Below are 13,945 nucleotides of genomic sequence, written 5' to 3'. Positions count from 1 at the left end.
GGGGGAAACGTGAAGTTTTCTTTGATTCGTTCGTTATTTTGCATGTTGACTGGAACATTCGTTTTCAGCGTAAAAGCAGAAACACACATTTTTCAGTTGGTCAGTGAAATCGATAAAAGTCAGTTTTTCTCTCACCAGATTACTGACATCGCGTTTTCCCCTTCTTCATTAACACTAAAAACAAATACGAAAACGAACACATTTAATGATGCGTTCACTTTGTTGACGGTCATGACAGACATTCCGAGTTCTGACCAGTCAATGAAGTTTCAACTTTTTATGAAGAGCAACACTTCACAGTGTTACAGCGCGGATGAGACGGCCCTAGTAACACCGTCAGATTTTGCTCAAGTTTACATTGAGGGACAACCATTAACAGAGATTGAACCTATGTTAATGGAGTTCAATCAAGCTTCGGATGGCGTAAAGGTTGGCGAATACGACGTCAAATTTTCTTTCGGGACCTTGCCTGAGAGCGCGAGCTTATGTCAAGGCGAACTATCTGTGCTAGCGGAGCTTTCATTGTGAATAGAATTTCCACCGTTGCTACCAGTATTTTGGTAACACTTTCGTTTAGTGACACTTCTTTTGCGGCACCGATCCCTCAAGGTTTTCAGGATTTCTACGAGCAACAAGCTCGAGATGTAGAAATCAAAGGGCTGAATGGTTCGTTCATCACGTTGCCGATGTTAGTCACATACAACTCTGTGCAACTTCAAGATCAGAATGACGTTCAAACGTTAGTGGAACACTTAGTGCACTCTGGCTTAACCAAAGTGACGGCTACGAAAATTAGTAATGATTTGGTGCTTGGCGCAGAAAACAGCGTTGATTGTGTGGGTGACTTGAACCTGTGTTCTCTTAATCCTGAGTCATACGATGTTTTCTACGATTACCACACAAACAAGCTCTACATTTACGTCAACAAAACGTTGCTTGCCGATACAAAACCAGGAGCGATAAAGAAAGACTACGCGTCAACGTACAATGCAAATCCTGGTTTGATCAATCGCGCAAATGTATACACAACGTCAAGCTTTAACGGTAGCCCTAACTTGTCACTCAGTGACCAACTCATTTTGGGTCTACCTTATGGCTCGGTACACCTTGACACTTATGTTAGCAACCAAGAAGGAACCTCCGAGGTTAATTACGGTTACTACAATATCGAACACAAAAACTTGCGCCTAACCGCCGGCTATCATCAAGACCGCTTGGCATTGAACAGCACATCGTTTTTATTGAACGGCACTCAGTACCATGAAGCTAGTGTAAATCTATCTTCAAGTAAAAATCTAAGTCGAGCAAATAGCAATGATGACCAGTTTTTGTTTTTTTATGCCCCTTCTAGTGGCGTTCTAAAAGTTTACAAAGACGAACAGATCATCGTCCAAAAGTCGGTAACAGAAGGCCAAGGCAGTATTCGCTATTCAGAGCTTCCTAGTGGTGTTTACGACGTGATGGTAGAGATCACTGCAGGTTCTCAAGTGGTTTCCACAGAGTCAGTCCGTGTTTATAACGCACAAACCGATACGCTTAACACCGGAGAGTTCGACTATTTTATTTCAGCAGGTCAATTCCAAGGAGCGGATGTAGAGGTCATCAATGAAGACGATGAATTTGAAGCGCAGAAGACTGAGTCTTTCGAAGCAAAGCCTTATCTTCAAGGCATAGTGGCATATAAATGGTCTGATACTCAAACCCTCGCCTTAGGCTCTACTGTGACTGAAGAGCACAACATGGGGCAAGTTGGCCTCAAAGGGTATTTACCATTTGAGAGCCGCTATGAGGTGACGGCCTCTTCAATTGATGGCGAAGCCTCTTACTTATCTGGCTACTTAAATATGGGCCGCATCGGCGTCACCTATGAAAAGCTTGATAACGAAGAGAAGAACCGCTTTGCTCAGTATCTGTATGGCGCCGCGAGTAAGGAGCAACTGAGCCTATCGAGCAGCTTCACACTAGGTAAAAAAATCCGTGGATATGGGTCGGTAAACTACTTAAATCAGGCAGATATCTACAACAACGAGCGTAAAAACTGGTTCTTATCATCAGGGTTAAGTGCACCTTTCATGCTTGATTCTAATCTTGATGTCAACCTGAGTTACAACAACGAATCGTTGGCTTCTGACTTTGATGAAGGCGAACTGACTCTTGCTATTAATTGGTCTGTCCCCTTGTCCTTTAAGCTAAGAGGCAAGTCAAGTGTCACCATAGATCAAGATGGCTTTAGCCAATACACCAACAGTCTAGAAACTCGAGATCTGCTAGACAGTGAAGAGAAGGATCTCCGTCTAACGGCAAGCAACAGCTACTATGCAAACTCGTCGCAATCTTCACTCAATAATGTGACAGCTTATGCGGCAAACCGAAACGAACATTATCAGGCAGATGGTTTTGTGTACCTTGCTGACAACGGTGAAAAGTCAGTTAACGCGTCACTAAGCAGTACACAAGTTATTGGTAAGAATAGCATTCACTTCACTACGAAGCAGAGTGATGCGTACGTCTCTGTTGATACGAAAAACAACATTCGTTTTGACAATGGAGAGGACCAAACAAAAGGTTTGTTGGTGGTAAAAGCTGACGACAAAGTGAAGCATAAAGAATACATCTATGGTGATTCTGGTTTGATTTCACTCGATAAATATCAAACCAGCACTATCGAATTAGATGTGGAGAGTGTTGCGCTGCACAATACAGGTCAGCAAAACGCGACGGGTTATACGCACCCAGGAACGGTAATTGAACTCAATTCAAATGTCAGCCGAGTCATCAGCTTTGTAAGTAAATTCAAAGATATTTTCGGTAACGACATTGAGACTATCGAATGTGAAGGCCCTGCGTGTTTGTCTATCTCAAACATTACTTCAGGTATTCACAAAGTTGATGTTCAAGAAGGGCAAACTTTCTCACTCAAGAGCGGTGGCCAGCAATGTTATTTACCATCGGTAGACGATGCAAAACAATTAAACTTTGGCACAAATTACTGCCAGCCAGATCTTGAACCATTGGAGTCAATGGTTCTGGTCAAAAATAATCGAGAAATCAATGTGATGTACATCGGTCAATTTGATGACCTCACAGAGATCAACCAACAACTTAAGGCAATGACCAACAATGGCGCTGAACTGCTAACAACGCGTTTGGGCCGTAAGTCTTTTGTTTACCTGACTGGAGATAAGGATCTTCAACTCAGTCATCAACAACGTCAAAACATTGAAAACGTCGCTCAGTACGCCAACTCGGAAACGCAACAAGAGCGCGACTTTGTACTTAATAGACCAGAAGGTAACTGATGATGAAATCACTTCCAATTTTCGCTGCTGCACTTATTTCAACGGCAACTTCAGCAATGAACGTAGATACTATGTTGTTAGTAGGTGATGAATACGGAAACGGCGTTTTCACGATCTCAAACAATAAATCGACCACTGAGTTCATTCAATCGAATATCACTCAGCTGCAAGTTAAAAATGGCGAACTGACGCGCACACCTTATACAGAGTCAAACTTCTCTGATTGGCGCGTAACGTTAACTCATCCAAAGATGATCCTTGAATCAGGTCGCCAAAAGCAAGTTGGTGTGCGTTCCTTGTGTGGTAACAAATGTGATTTTAGCGAAGACCAATACTACCTAGTTAGCTTTGAACCATCACCTTACGACCCAGAAGGAAAATCACAGTCTGCTGTGACGATCAACTTTGGCTATCGTCCTCTCTTTGTGATACCTGCGAAAACACAGAAAATCGACTACTCAGTATCACTGTCGAACGGGAAACTGCACATCAACAACACGGGTAACAGCTTCATCCGCGCTTATGTGGACCAATGTACAGATAAGGTAACAGAAGACTGCGAATTTACCGCTATGTCCTTGTCAGGCCGTGAGCGCACGTATGAATTGCCTAAAAACATCTCAAAAGATCAAGTAGAAGTGACCGTTATTAACCATGACGAAAGCTACCATAAAAAGATAACGTTAAAGGATGGCAAGTAATGATTCGTTCTGCTTCTTGGTTACTGTTGCTTGCAGCCCCGCTGGTTCATAGTGCCACGCTTAATGTTCACATTGAAGGTCAACAATTGCGACTTGAGAACGCCATAGCTTTAGGTGGCAACACATACACCTTAAGTGACTGGACAGTGGCAAGTGGTCTTACTCCGACAGATCGTTTTCTCCCGGGCGCGTACCTAACCAACAAGCCAGATGAATTGACGTTAACTGGACCGACTGGGGCAAACGTTAATGCCCCTATCGGGCTGAAAGGCGTGCAATACAACATGTCATCTAACAATTATGTTCGTAATGACACTCAACTTGTAACCCCAAGCTGCGCAACATCGCAGCTATCTGGAAATACTGTCACTCTTGCCGATGACAGCACGCAAAGTTGTAGCGCTAGCTTTTCTCTTGATTACAGCAGTGAGGTTACCCCTTTTTATTTTTACAGACCAACCTTTGACTTGGATACAACCGCACTCCTAACCGCTTTGCAGGGACAAGAGAAAGGTGTGTACACGGCAACCATTCCTGCTGACATTCGATACTACTATCAGTCGTCAGGTGGCGCCCTCACCTATCGTGTTTTATCTGACGTTTTCACTGTCAATATCGACTATGTCCCTAACAGCTTGGAAAACATCGATGTTGCTGGTGATGGTGTAATGAACCCTACTTATGACACAACCAACCATACTGTGTCAGCTGAAACCATGTTCAATATTACCGCAACAGGAACCTTTAGCACGGGATTATCTATGACTTTGCTAGCCCATGATTTCACGTTGACGTCCAACACTGGGAAGACAGAAATCCCGTTTAGTATTGAATGTGCTTCCACCAACTGTGACGACCCTATTTGGGTAGAAAATGGTGTAAACAAACTGACGAATGACGAAACAAGTTATGTACTCGATGCGCCAACCAATGTGATTAATTTTGATTTAATGGTGAGTTACCAAGATATTCCTTCAACCGAAGTTGAATCCGGCACTTACTCTGGAAGTTTCACCGTTATGTTCGAGGAGTTGTATTAATGAATAGAACTACGTTCATAATGGGAATTATTGCAGGCTTCTCTTCTATTGTTATTGCAGAGCCTACCAACTGGTACGTGGGAGGCTCCCTCACCCATAACGGCAAAACGGATACCGAGTTCTCTGATTCCTCTTTTGGAGGAGGGATAAAGCTTGGCTATCAACTCTCTCCAACCTGGGCAATAGAAGTGTCAACCGGTACATATGGCCAGCTAGATATGCTCAAAGTCGGTGAATACCGAAACACCACTCAAAACATCTCTCGCTATGGAACCGATCTGTCGTTGCTGGGCACCTTGCCTCTCTCTAAACGCTACAAACTTTACGGTGGGTTGGGCATGATATCGGAAAACGACGAGCTCTCACCCATAGCACAAATTGGCATTCGATATGAGCTAAACCCGCTCTGGGCGTTCAACTTTGGCTACAAGTTCCTTTCCAGTCAGGAGCCAGACTATAAATTGCAATCATTGGGTTTCGGGATTCAATATCGATTCCAAAATACCAACACTCAAGTGCCCTCTCCTGTTTATGATGAGATTCAAGTGGCTTCTGAAACACAAACAGACAAGCAAGCTATATCGGTTATGGAATACACAGATCGCGACACAGAGTGTAAGGCCAACATATATCGCGTAAAAGAAGGGGATTGGTTGTACAAAATCGCAAGCCAACATCACATTTCCTTTACCGAGCTGATGTCAGCCAACGAAGGCTTTAAAACCCTGCGTGATATAGACGTTATTCATCCAAAGGATACCGTCATAATCCCAAACTTGCAGTGCCAATAAACTATGTTGCTTTGTATCAATGAGGCTAATCTCGCCATTGATGCCTATGACGACTCAACAAAAAGCTTAGTCATGTCGGTATCCATGAGCATAAGCAGCTTAAACATCGCGAAAACACTCTTCGACGACACCGACAAAATTTACAGCCGAGATGCCCTCATCGCGGCGGGTTGGCCAGATAAGCCTATCGGTTCTAACTCCCTGAACGTGAGTATCATGAAACTGCGTAGAAAACTGGCCACCATAAACTCAAACATTGAAATCCGGGCTTATCCAACGCTAGGCTACAAACTGGTTTTGCCTGTTGGTGTAAACCTAATGTCATTGCAATCAAGGGCAACCAACGACTTTGCTTCTCTCTCCGACTCAAAACAAACGGGAGAAAGAGCAGGACCATTGCAAACGCGGTCTTACCCAACTCGAGCTAACCTCCCCTCAATTCGCTGGGGAGATATTTTCCTTAGCGTTTTCATTTTGCTTTACAGCAGCGCGCTTTATTACTCTTTATACTGACTATGAACTTCAAAAGAACGATTGGCATTGCCTCGCTCATTGTTGCGATGCCTTTTATCAATGCTACTGGTGGCGATTTCACCGTGTACTCGCCCGTGACCTCAACACGACTAGAAACGCATTTACAATTTTCCCATGGCTTTTATTCATCACTCCAATTCATGCCCTATGACGTTATTCGTCATAGCCAAGGGCTTTATGCAGTGATAAACGATACGGTATTTATGCTGTCTTTTAACAAGAGTTATGAATTTTTAAATGGCAATCAAAATGCAGCCCAAACAATAACGCTCAACGCTAAAGATTACCTCTCTCAAATCAACGTCGCTCAACTCGATGAAAAAAGTAACACCGTTTATCTCAGCAAGAGGTTTGAATATGAAAGGCTCGATAATGTCGAAATTACTGGTCAAATGGGCTTCTGGTAAGTTCTCTTTGTGGAAGGTGTCGATAATTATAGGGGCCTTGGTAATCCTGAGCCCATGGCTAAGTTTGCTGGGCTCTAAGTTCTCCATAGAAAGCCAATTGAACAACCCCAGCCGAAAACTCAGCGTATACGTAAACAACGGTTTGTTTACCTTCATTACCACATTAGAAAACGGAACAATGAGAAAGAGCTCCGGCATTCTTGGTTACACAAACAACAGCTTTTACTTCTTGACGCTGAGCAGTCAGTACTTGTACATCGCTGATCACTCTTCACAAGCGTTTAAAAGGGATCTCATCAACGCAAACAACCGATATTTTGCCGCAAGAATTAAACGTCTGAGTAAACAAGAGTTTTTGCTTACCTATGATGAAGAGATTGAATCGGAAGGGACACAGGAGCAACTTGCCAGAATGTACGGGCAGTTGATGTGGTATTAAAAAGCTAGCCAAGATTGGCTAGCTTTTCATTAATCAAAAGACGCAAACTTAGCATCAGTAACGTATGTCATAACCCCTACAGAGTTACCATCACGACTAATTCGGCTGCTGATTTGCACCCAATAAGGTAGGCCTGGATCCATCCCTGCCCAATCCATGTTAAATGATACTGCTGGTTCTAGCGGTTTGTCTGAAGTCTCTGAAGAGTAAACCATAAAGTGGCCATTGTTATTTTCAAACCAAATATGTCTCTCATGAGAGGCAACATTCATATTCGCTAAGCCTACCGAGTTTCCATAGCCAGAAAAAACTTGCGTTCTCTCATTCCAGTAGTTGGTAACTATTTCAAACGCTTTGTTACTACGAGGTGAACCCGGTTGATTGGCTGCATCCCCCCAACCTGACTGAGGCACAATAGATTCTTGCTGAACGATAAACGATAACTTACCGGATATCGCATCTTTTTCTCCAAAGTTTTTGACTTTAACGTAACCAATAAAGTTTCTACCAGTAAAAGAGCGTTCATTAAATACTGATAGTGCTCTTATTGATCCGCCTGTTCCATAATAGAGTGATGGAATGCCGATATCATCGATCGGCAAAATCGTACCACTCTCCGCTGCAACACGATTCCACTTATTGCTTTCATTCACAGGCAAAGTTGAGGCCGTAACCGCGTCTTTAGACGAATAAGCAATTGAAGATTTTGCATTTGAACTACTTGTAACACTGATCACTTCATTGTTAAAAGATAAGTCTGTGTATGTGGTAACTGCTGATCCGCTTGCATCCGACAAAAGAGTTTCGCTTGTTTCATAATTACTGAACACGCCTTTTTCACGTTCAGATATGATTTCAATGTTCTGGTATGGCGCTAAACTTCCGTCTGGGTCAGTTACCTTTAAAGACACATCACTTACGTTACTATAAGGGCGCGTAACATATTCAATTTCACTTGAAAAATCCTTTACCGCCTCGCTATCTAACAACACACAGGTAACGAACCCTTCACCTGTTAACTTCGCTAACTCAGAAATCGTCCCATCTGTCGCGTTAATGCTCTTGCCAGCAGTTTCGGAGATCATATCTGCACTCCAAAAATCTGCACCTGCAGGCCAGTTTTGAGACGAAAAAAGGTTACCTTGATTTGCAATGAGTAGTTCCCATTCACGGTTGATTGGCAAACGTCCATTCCTTGTCGCACAGTAGTTTTGCGCTTGTTCAAGGTTCATGGTGACCACGTCCGCTCCTTTCGGCCCAGTAACCTCATCTTGTGCTAGATAATTTGTATACGCTGTATTGGTATAGTCCGCTAGCACCTTACTTACAGGAGCCGTAAACGTAATATTTGCACCAATAGTTGAATCGTAAACCGTTACATCATCCCAGTCTTGAACCAGGCTAAAATCAGGCTCTACTTCAAGATAAACTTGTCCAACCGCGTATCCACCGCGACCATCATTAATGGTGTAAGCAACTTCATGCGCTCCCGGCTCTAAGGAACGAAAAGTAAAGGTATGCTCAGAAGCGGACGTAATTTCGGTCTCCGCATTGTAAGCTCTCACGGATTCGAGGATCACCGCATCTTCTGCATCAGAGATATAGTCCGTTAAATCAATCGTCACCAACATCCCTTTATCTAACTTCCCTTCACGGACATAGTTAAGGGCAACTGGCGGCGTATTCTGCGTATCAGAAACAGCAACATCAATCGTTCCTAGCTTGGTGACAGAACCATCTGTCATTGAGTAAGTAACTCGAGAAACGCCCACCTCAAATGGAGTAAAAGTAAGCACGTTGTTCGCCGCATCGCTATCCACGATACCGGCGCCAAGCACAGATGCATCAGACGATAGATAGAACACTGATGTATCAAGCTCCTCGGATAATTCCTGAGAAAGGTCAATCACAACAGGCGTATCAATATCCGTCGTTTCTGCAAGGTTGGGTAATGTATTATCAGCTGCTGTTTCAGACACAGAAACACGAGCAATTGAAGATTCCTCACCCACATAAAGCTCACTATTTTTTGGGGCGACTGTGTATTCGTATTGGCACTCGCCTACTTCATCAGAACTTGTCGTAAATGACTGTTCACCAATGGACGTAACCTGACAACTATCTCCTGATATTGAGCGCACAGATGTCACCTTCATCGCCGCGCTGACTTCATTTGTAGCCAAAACGTCGATAGCAACCTCTTCACTCACCAGTCCTTTAGATTGGATAGGAGAAGTTTCTATGTTCACTGTCTCAGGAGAGCTTCCTTCAACACTGTTGGATGATGAATCATTACCAGAACCACCATTACATGCGGATAAAATTAAAGATAAGGAGAAGATAAAGCTAATTTTTCCAAGTACTTTCATGGTCATACCTTTATAAATAACTTGCAAAGTTAGCATCAACGAGGAATGCCTCTAAATCTTCATAGTTTGTACTTCCGCCAGTGCCGACCCAATAAGGCTTGGTAGGATCTATATCCCCCCAATCGAAAGGCTTTGAAAAGTCCGGTTCACTCGGTCTGATTGGTGTATTCGACGAATAGTGGTACAAAAAATCTCCCTTTTTTTGGAACCATAAATATCGATCTTCATACCGAACATCAGCTGAGTTACTTCCTACAAAATTGTCAAAACCTTGATAAAAATTGAATTGGTTTTTTGAAAACTGGGTCACGATATTAAAGGTATCTGATGTGTGCGGCGCTCCAGGCTGATCTCGCTCAGGATCTTCCTCCTCATTGAACCAACTTTGATCAGGTAGATTTCCTTGTTGCTGGATAAAAAACGACACAGCACCACTACCCATTCGCCCTGTATTTTTTATGTGGAGAGCCATAACAAAATCATTTCCTGAAAAGCTCTGTTTATACACAGTGCTGCTACCCATTCCATCCGGAGAGTCATAACTAAAGAGGATAGGTACACCACTTTCACCGATAGACGGTAGAATGAGACCATATCTAATATCGACATGATTCCATTTAGTTCCATCTGTAGTCTCTAATGCCGATGCTCCCTCATCTGGGACAAACGGAAACAAATCCCTTACAGACCCAACTTCAGCAGCAATTACTGATTTACTAAACGATGTATCATAATAAGAAAGCTGTTGTGAACCATTGGAATCCATAACAAGAGATATTGAAGAGCTTCCAGAGTCAAATACACCAGCTTCACTTAATGCCTCTACTTCAACATCTTGATATGACGCAATCCCCCCATCAGGGTGAAGAACTTCAATCTGATAAACATACTCATTTCCTGTAGCCGATTGCTCTATCGCCGATACTGAGAAATCACCAACCGCCTCATCACTAAGATCAACACAAGTTGTGTACATAGCCACAGTTTTTGACTGATTGCCAACCAGACCATCATTCAAGTTAACCGTCGCTGCATTGGTTTCACTAACGTTCTCTGCTGTCCAATATTGATTACTCGTTGGCCAATTGTGGTTACTGAACGCACTGGTTTCATTTGCAATTAAGGTTTCAAGTTCACGTTGGAGTGGCAAACGACCACCACGCACCTTGCAGTATTGACGTGCTTGGGTGAGTGTTTGCGTTACCACCTCTGCATCTTTCAAACCATATTCACCATTTTCTGTATAGGTTGAGGTGTAAGAGGCATTTACGTAGTCTGCATATACTTTTGTCATTGGCGCAAAGAAACGGATCTCTGTATCAATAACTGGGTCGTAAGTGACGATATCTTCCCAATCTTGAATCAATGAAAAATCAGGCTCTACTTCGATTCGAGCAACCGATGTTGTGTAACCTCCCATGTGGTCACTGACGGTATATGCCACATCGTGAGCACCAGGTGTTGTCGACTCAAACGTAAATTGAGTATTCATTACGTCCGTTGGCGACAACAATGCGATCGTAGAGTTAAAATCTTCAACACTGACTAACTGAACGTTATCTCCATCCAAATCGGAGACATATGACGCAACATCTATCGTAGTACTTTCACCAAGTTTGATGAGCTCTTGATGAGCAAAAGCATTGGCGGTTGGCGGAGTGTTTTCAGTCAACTCCGAGACAGAAACCGAAATCGTACCTTGTTTGATGGCAGAGTCGCTTTCGTAGCTGTAGAAAATCTCACTCTGCCCTTTTCCTGTCGGCGTAAATTGAATGCGTTGTGAGTCGAGATAAGTGGCACTTCCGTTACCAATAACAACCATCTGTTCTTGTAACTTGTAGCTACTATCTGGCATCGAAGCACCTAACTCCGTTTCAAGGTCAATGATGATTTCTTGATTCTCGGTAGTTGAAGCTGTGATTCTCGGTAGCGATGTCGATGCATATGTTGAAGCAGAAGCAACACGAACATAAGACTCTGACTGTGCGCTATTGCTCATTGGAGAAACTCGGTATTGATACAGGCAATCTTGCGTTTCATTCGAGCTTACATCAAACGACGTTGAGCCAGAGCTGACGACCTGACAAGCATCCCCTGATAATGACTCGACAGACGTAATCTCAAACTCGCTATCATCGCTTGTATTGACATAACCAGTAACGTTAATAGAAGTGCGCTCACCAACAATAGCATTGTTACCGATGTTGGCAGAGAAGATCGCCGTATTGTCGACAGGTGAAGTAATTACCGGATTGCCCGAGCCGCCCTCGCTACCACCATTACACGCAGTAAGAAGTGTTGCGAGGGAGACGCTTGCTAGTAAAGATAGAGATGAATTCCTTTTCAACAGATACATGTTGAACAGTTTCATTGATGTCACTCGGTTGTTGAAGGTTCAACCATTTTGGCTGCAACACTTCAAAGTAACCACTAAATGACTATGATTAGTTATTAACGATTAAGACTATGATATTAAAATGATTAATTGGGAATTAATTGTTTTTAATTCATGAAATCCAGAGCGTTAAGGCTGGTTAGAAGCTTTTGACACTTTCTATTGCCTTAAGTAGTTGGCAAAAATCGAAGCAATCTTGAGTGCTGCTAATTTCATAGTTTAGAGAGTTGAAGTCCAAATGAACGGTAGCGACAAGCCGCGTTCTTTCGGGTGTCAGTTGAATGGTAATTCGGTTATTAACCAATCCTTGGGGACTTTGGGCATAACCAACTTCTTTTGAAAACTCAGCTATCGCCGTGCGCCATAGCGTTATGTGAAATAGTGTTCGGGTCATGGTGTGATAATTAATACTGATTGTTCGAGCGGCTATCATCCACACGAGCGGAATCAGTTACCAATAAATGGTTGTGAATAATGCCATTAATCGCAGATTGAAGAAGCATGGCTGTTAACCATTTTTGCCCACGCAACTACAATCTAAAACCCATTATCCCATAGATTTTCACTATAAGTTTTATACGATGCTATCTCGTTGATTCCAAACAATTACGCCATTATAAAAACTTCTAAAACACCGATTTAACCCTTATTAATTTCGATTCACGACCATTCATTTAACACAAGCACTAACCTTCACCATACTTGCCGGCCCAAACGAACGACTTAAGGTGTAGGTATGCAAAACGTCAAACTCAATCATGTGTATGCAATGGCATTGAACCACGCACATTCATTTACAGCACTTGAATTGCTGCAAGAAATGGCAGAGCACTCTCCGGAAACCTATACACACACGCTCAATGTATGCCTAGTCGCTCATGATTTTGGTGAGTTTCTGAATTTTACAGATGCGCAGTTAGAGCTGATTTTTGATGCAGCTCTAGTACATGACTTAGGCAAGCTAAAAACACCAACGGCGATCCTCCATAAACATGGCAAGCTTGAACCAATTGAACGTCAAGTGATGAGCGAGCATGTAAAGTACACCTACCAGATTGCAAGAGGTATTAAAGCTCTAGAAACAGCAACAATGGTTGGTGGTCTTCACCATGAACGTTGGGATGGGAATGGTTATCCATTTCGTCTTAAGGGCGACGAGATTCCATTTATCGCGCAAGTGCTCGCGATTGTCGACACATGGGACGCAATGGTTTCAGACAGAGCTTACAGAAAAGGCATGCCTAACTCGAAAGCAATCAATATCCTTTTAACCGAAAAAGATAAAGGCCAGTTTAATCCGAATCTCGTCGAGCTGTTTGTTACTTATATTGATTCTCACGGTAAAAGCAACCTGTCGTGAAAAACACTTTCTTTCCTATACCTGTTTTGAGTGACTGCCTATATCCAACGGTTACAAACGGAAACGCCCAAAGTTATTAGCTTTGGGCGTTTCTTCTAGCAAAACCTTGTTAAGGCGGATGTACGACATATCGAGCGTTACAACGTCATGTGTAAAATTGGAAATGGTTTACCCATATCATCGAGTGGTGAGCGAGATTCGATTTTAAAGCCCATACGTTGGTAAAAACCGACGGCTTGTGGGTTTTGCTCATTCACATCGACTTTTACTGCGCCGAGATGTTTGATCGCATGTTGCAGCAACATCTTACCTATGCCCTTTCCTCTTGCTTGATCTAGAAGAAACAGCATCTCGATTTTTTCATCATGAACACCAACAAAACCTTGTATTGCACCTGTAGTGTCTTTTACACACTTTAAGGTGACTGCAGGAAATGCTTGCTCAATAATGATGGGTTTAAAAAACTCAATATCTTCTTCTGTGATGAAGTCATGCGTCGCTCGGACTGAGTTTTCCCAAACTACTAGCAGCTCCGCATAGTGTTCAGGAAGCACATTTTCTACCGTCATAGGTGTTCTCTCTTTGAGTGGACTGAAGTTCAATGTGCAGC

Annotated in this window: 12 protein-coding genes; 9 read left to right on the top strand and 3 right to left on the bottom strand. The window is 42.9% G+C overall.

All coding sequences use genetic code 11. From position 1 onward, the window contains the following. Nucleotides 1-9: 9 nt before the first annotated feature. The 8 genes from VJL_RS01115 to VJL_RS01080 all read left to right on the top strand — a co-directional run bounded on the left by VJL_RS01115 (nt 10) and on the right by VJL_RS01080 (nt 7,211). A complete protein-coding gene (locus VJL_RS01115) occupies nt 10-528 on the top strand; it encodes a hypothetical protein (RefSeq protein WP_038874907.1) in 519 nt (172 codons plus the stop codon). Then, nucleotides 525-3,299: a TcfC E-set like domain-containing protein gene (locus VJL_RS01110; RefSeq protein ID WP_038874904.1), complete on the top strand. Its 2,775-nt coding sequence runs from the start codon at nt 525-527 to the stop codon at nt 3,297-3,299. Before VJL_RS01115 ends, VJL_RS01110 begins: the two co-directional genes overlap by 4 nt. Continuing rightward, nucleotides 3,299-4,000: a fimbrial biogenesis chaperone gene (locus tag VJL_RS01105; protein WP_307718617.1), complete on the top strand. Its 702-nt coding sequence runs from the start codon at nt 3,299-3,301 to the stop codon at nt 3,998-4,000. Before VJL_RS01110 ends, VJL_RS01105 begins: the two co-directional genes overlap by 1 nt. Then, on the top strand, nt 4,000-5,040 hold the full coding sequence (locus VJL_RS01100) for a hypothetical protein (RefSeq protein WP_038874901.1): 1,041 nt from the start codon (nt 4,000-4,002) through the stop codon (nt 5,038-5,040). Before VJL_RS01105 ends, VJL_RS01100 begins: the two co-directional genes overlap by 1 nt. Continuing rightward, nucleotides 5,040-5,831: a LysM peptidoglycan-binding domain-containing protein gene (locus VJL_RS01095; protein WP_050568798.1), complete on the top strand. Its 792-nt coding sequence runs from the start codon at nt 5,040-5,042 to the stop codon at nt 5,829-5,831. The genes VJL_RS01100 and VJL_RS01095 overlap by 1 nt, the downstream gene beginning before the upstream one ends. Before the next feature lie 72 nt (nt 5,832-5,903). Next, nucleotides 5,904-6,344: a winged helix-turn-helix domain-containing protein gene (locus VJL_RS01090; protein ID WP_160167703.1), complete on the top strand. Its 441-nt coding sequence runs from the start codon at nt 5,904-5,906 to the stop codon at nt 6,342-6,344. 2 nt (nt 6,345-6,346) lie between these two features. Then, nucleotides 6,347-6,772: a hypothetical protein gene (locus VJL_RS01085; protein WP_038874897.1), complete on the top strand. Its 426-nt coding sequence runs from the start codon at nt 6,347-6,349 to the stop codon at nt 6,770-6,772. Further along, nucleotides 6,738-7,211, top strand: coding sequence for a hypothetical protein (locus VJL_RS01080; protein WP_227741110.1), 474 nt, complete (start codon nt 6,738-6,740; stop codon nt 7,209-7,211). Before VJL_RS01085 ends, VJL_RS01080 begins: the two co-directional genes overlap by 35 nt. Nucleotides 7,212-7,240: 29 nt before the next feature. On the opposite strand, the gene VJL_RS01075 is transcribed toward VJL_RS01080, so the two are convergent. Then, the gene (locus VJL_RS01075) at nt 7,241-9,580 is read right to left on the bottom strand and encodes a hypothetical protein (protein WP_152436605.1); all 2,340 of its coding nucleotides are present in this window, start codon (nt 9,578-9,580) and stop codon (nt 7,241-7,243) included. 10 nt (nt 9,581-9,590) lie between these two features. Continuing rightward, nucleotides 9,591-11,951, bottom strand: coding sequence for an adhesion domain-containing protein (locus VJL_RS01070; protein WP_038874892.1), 2,361 nt, complete (start codon nt 11,949-11,951; stop codon nt 9,591-9,593). Nucleotides 11,952-12,711: 760 nt separating this feature from the next. Here VJL_RS01070 and VJL_RS01065 point away from each other — a divergent pair. Further along, nucleotides 12,712-13,335, top strand: a complete 624-nt coding sequence (locus VJL_RS01065; protein WP_038874890.1) for an HD-GYP domain-containing protein — start codon at nt 12,712-12,714, stop codon at nt 13,333-13,335. A 137-nt stretch (nt 13,336-13,472) separates the two neighbouring features. On the opposite strand, the gene VJL_RS01060 is transcribed toward VJL_RS01065, so the two are convergent. Beyond that, nucleotides 13,473-13,904, bottom strand: a complete 432-nt coding sequence (locus VJL_RS01060) for a GNAT family N-acetyltransferase (RefSeq protein ID WP_038874888.1) — start codon at nt 13,902-13,904, stop codon at nt 13,473-13,475. Between the last annotated feature and the right edge of the window lie 41 nt (nt 13,905-13,945).

It is taken from the genome of Vibrio jasicida CAIM 1864 = LMG 25398, from assembly GCF_000400365.1.
GTDB classification, from domain to species: domain Bacteria; phylum Pseudomonadota; class Gammaproteobacteria; order Enterobacterales; family Vibrionaceae; genus Vibrio; species Vibrio jasicida.
The sequence above is the reverse complement of the archived record's forward strand: the minus strand, read 5'-3'. Positions and strand labels throughout refer to the sequence as shown.

Coding starts and splice junctions, on each gene's coding strand:
- VJL_RS01105 (WP_307718617.1), top strand. CDS start 3,299: ATGATGAAATCACTTCCAATTTTCGCTGCTGCACTTATTTCAACGGCA.
- VJL_RS01100 (WP_038874901.1), top strand. CDS start 4,000: ATGATTCGTTCTGCTTCTTGGTTACTGTTGCTTGCAGCCCCGCTGGTT.
- VJL_RS01095 (WP_050568798.1), top strand. CDS start 5,040: ATGAATAGAACTACGTTCATAATGGGAATTATTGCAGGCTTCTCTTCT.
- VJL_RS01090 (WP_160167703.1), top strand. CDS start 5,904: ATGTCGGTATCCATGAGCATAAGCAGCTTAAACATCGCGAAAACACTC.
- VJL_RS01085 (WP_038874897.1), top strand. CDS start 6,347: ATGAACTTCAAAAGAACGATTGGCATTGCCTCGCTCATTGTTGCGATG.
- VJL_RS01080 (WP_227741110.1), top strand. CDS start 6,738: ATGTCGAAATTACTGGTCAAATGGGCTTCTGGTAAGTTCTCTTTGTGG.
- VJL_RS01075 (WP_152436605.1), bottom strand. CDS start 9,580: ATGAAAGTACTTGGAAAAATTAGCTTTATCTTCTCCTTATCTTTAATT.
- VJL_RS01070 (WP_038874892.1), bottom strand. CDS start 11,951: ATGAAACTGTTCAACATGTATCTGTTGAAAAGGAATTCATCTCTATCT.
- VJL_RS01065 (WP_038874890.1), top strand. CDS start 12,712: ATGCAAAACGTCAAACTCAATCATGTGTATGCAATGGCATTGAACCAC.
- VJL_RS01060 (WP_038874888.1), bottom strand. CDS start 13,904: ATGACGGTAGAAAATGTGCTTCCTGAACACTATGCGGAGCTGCTAGTA.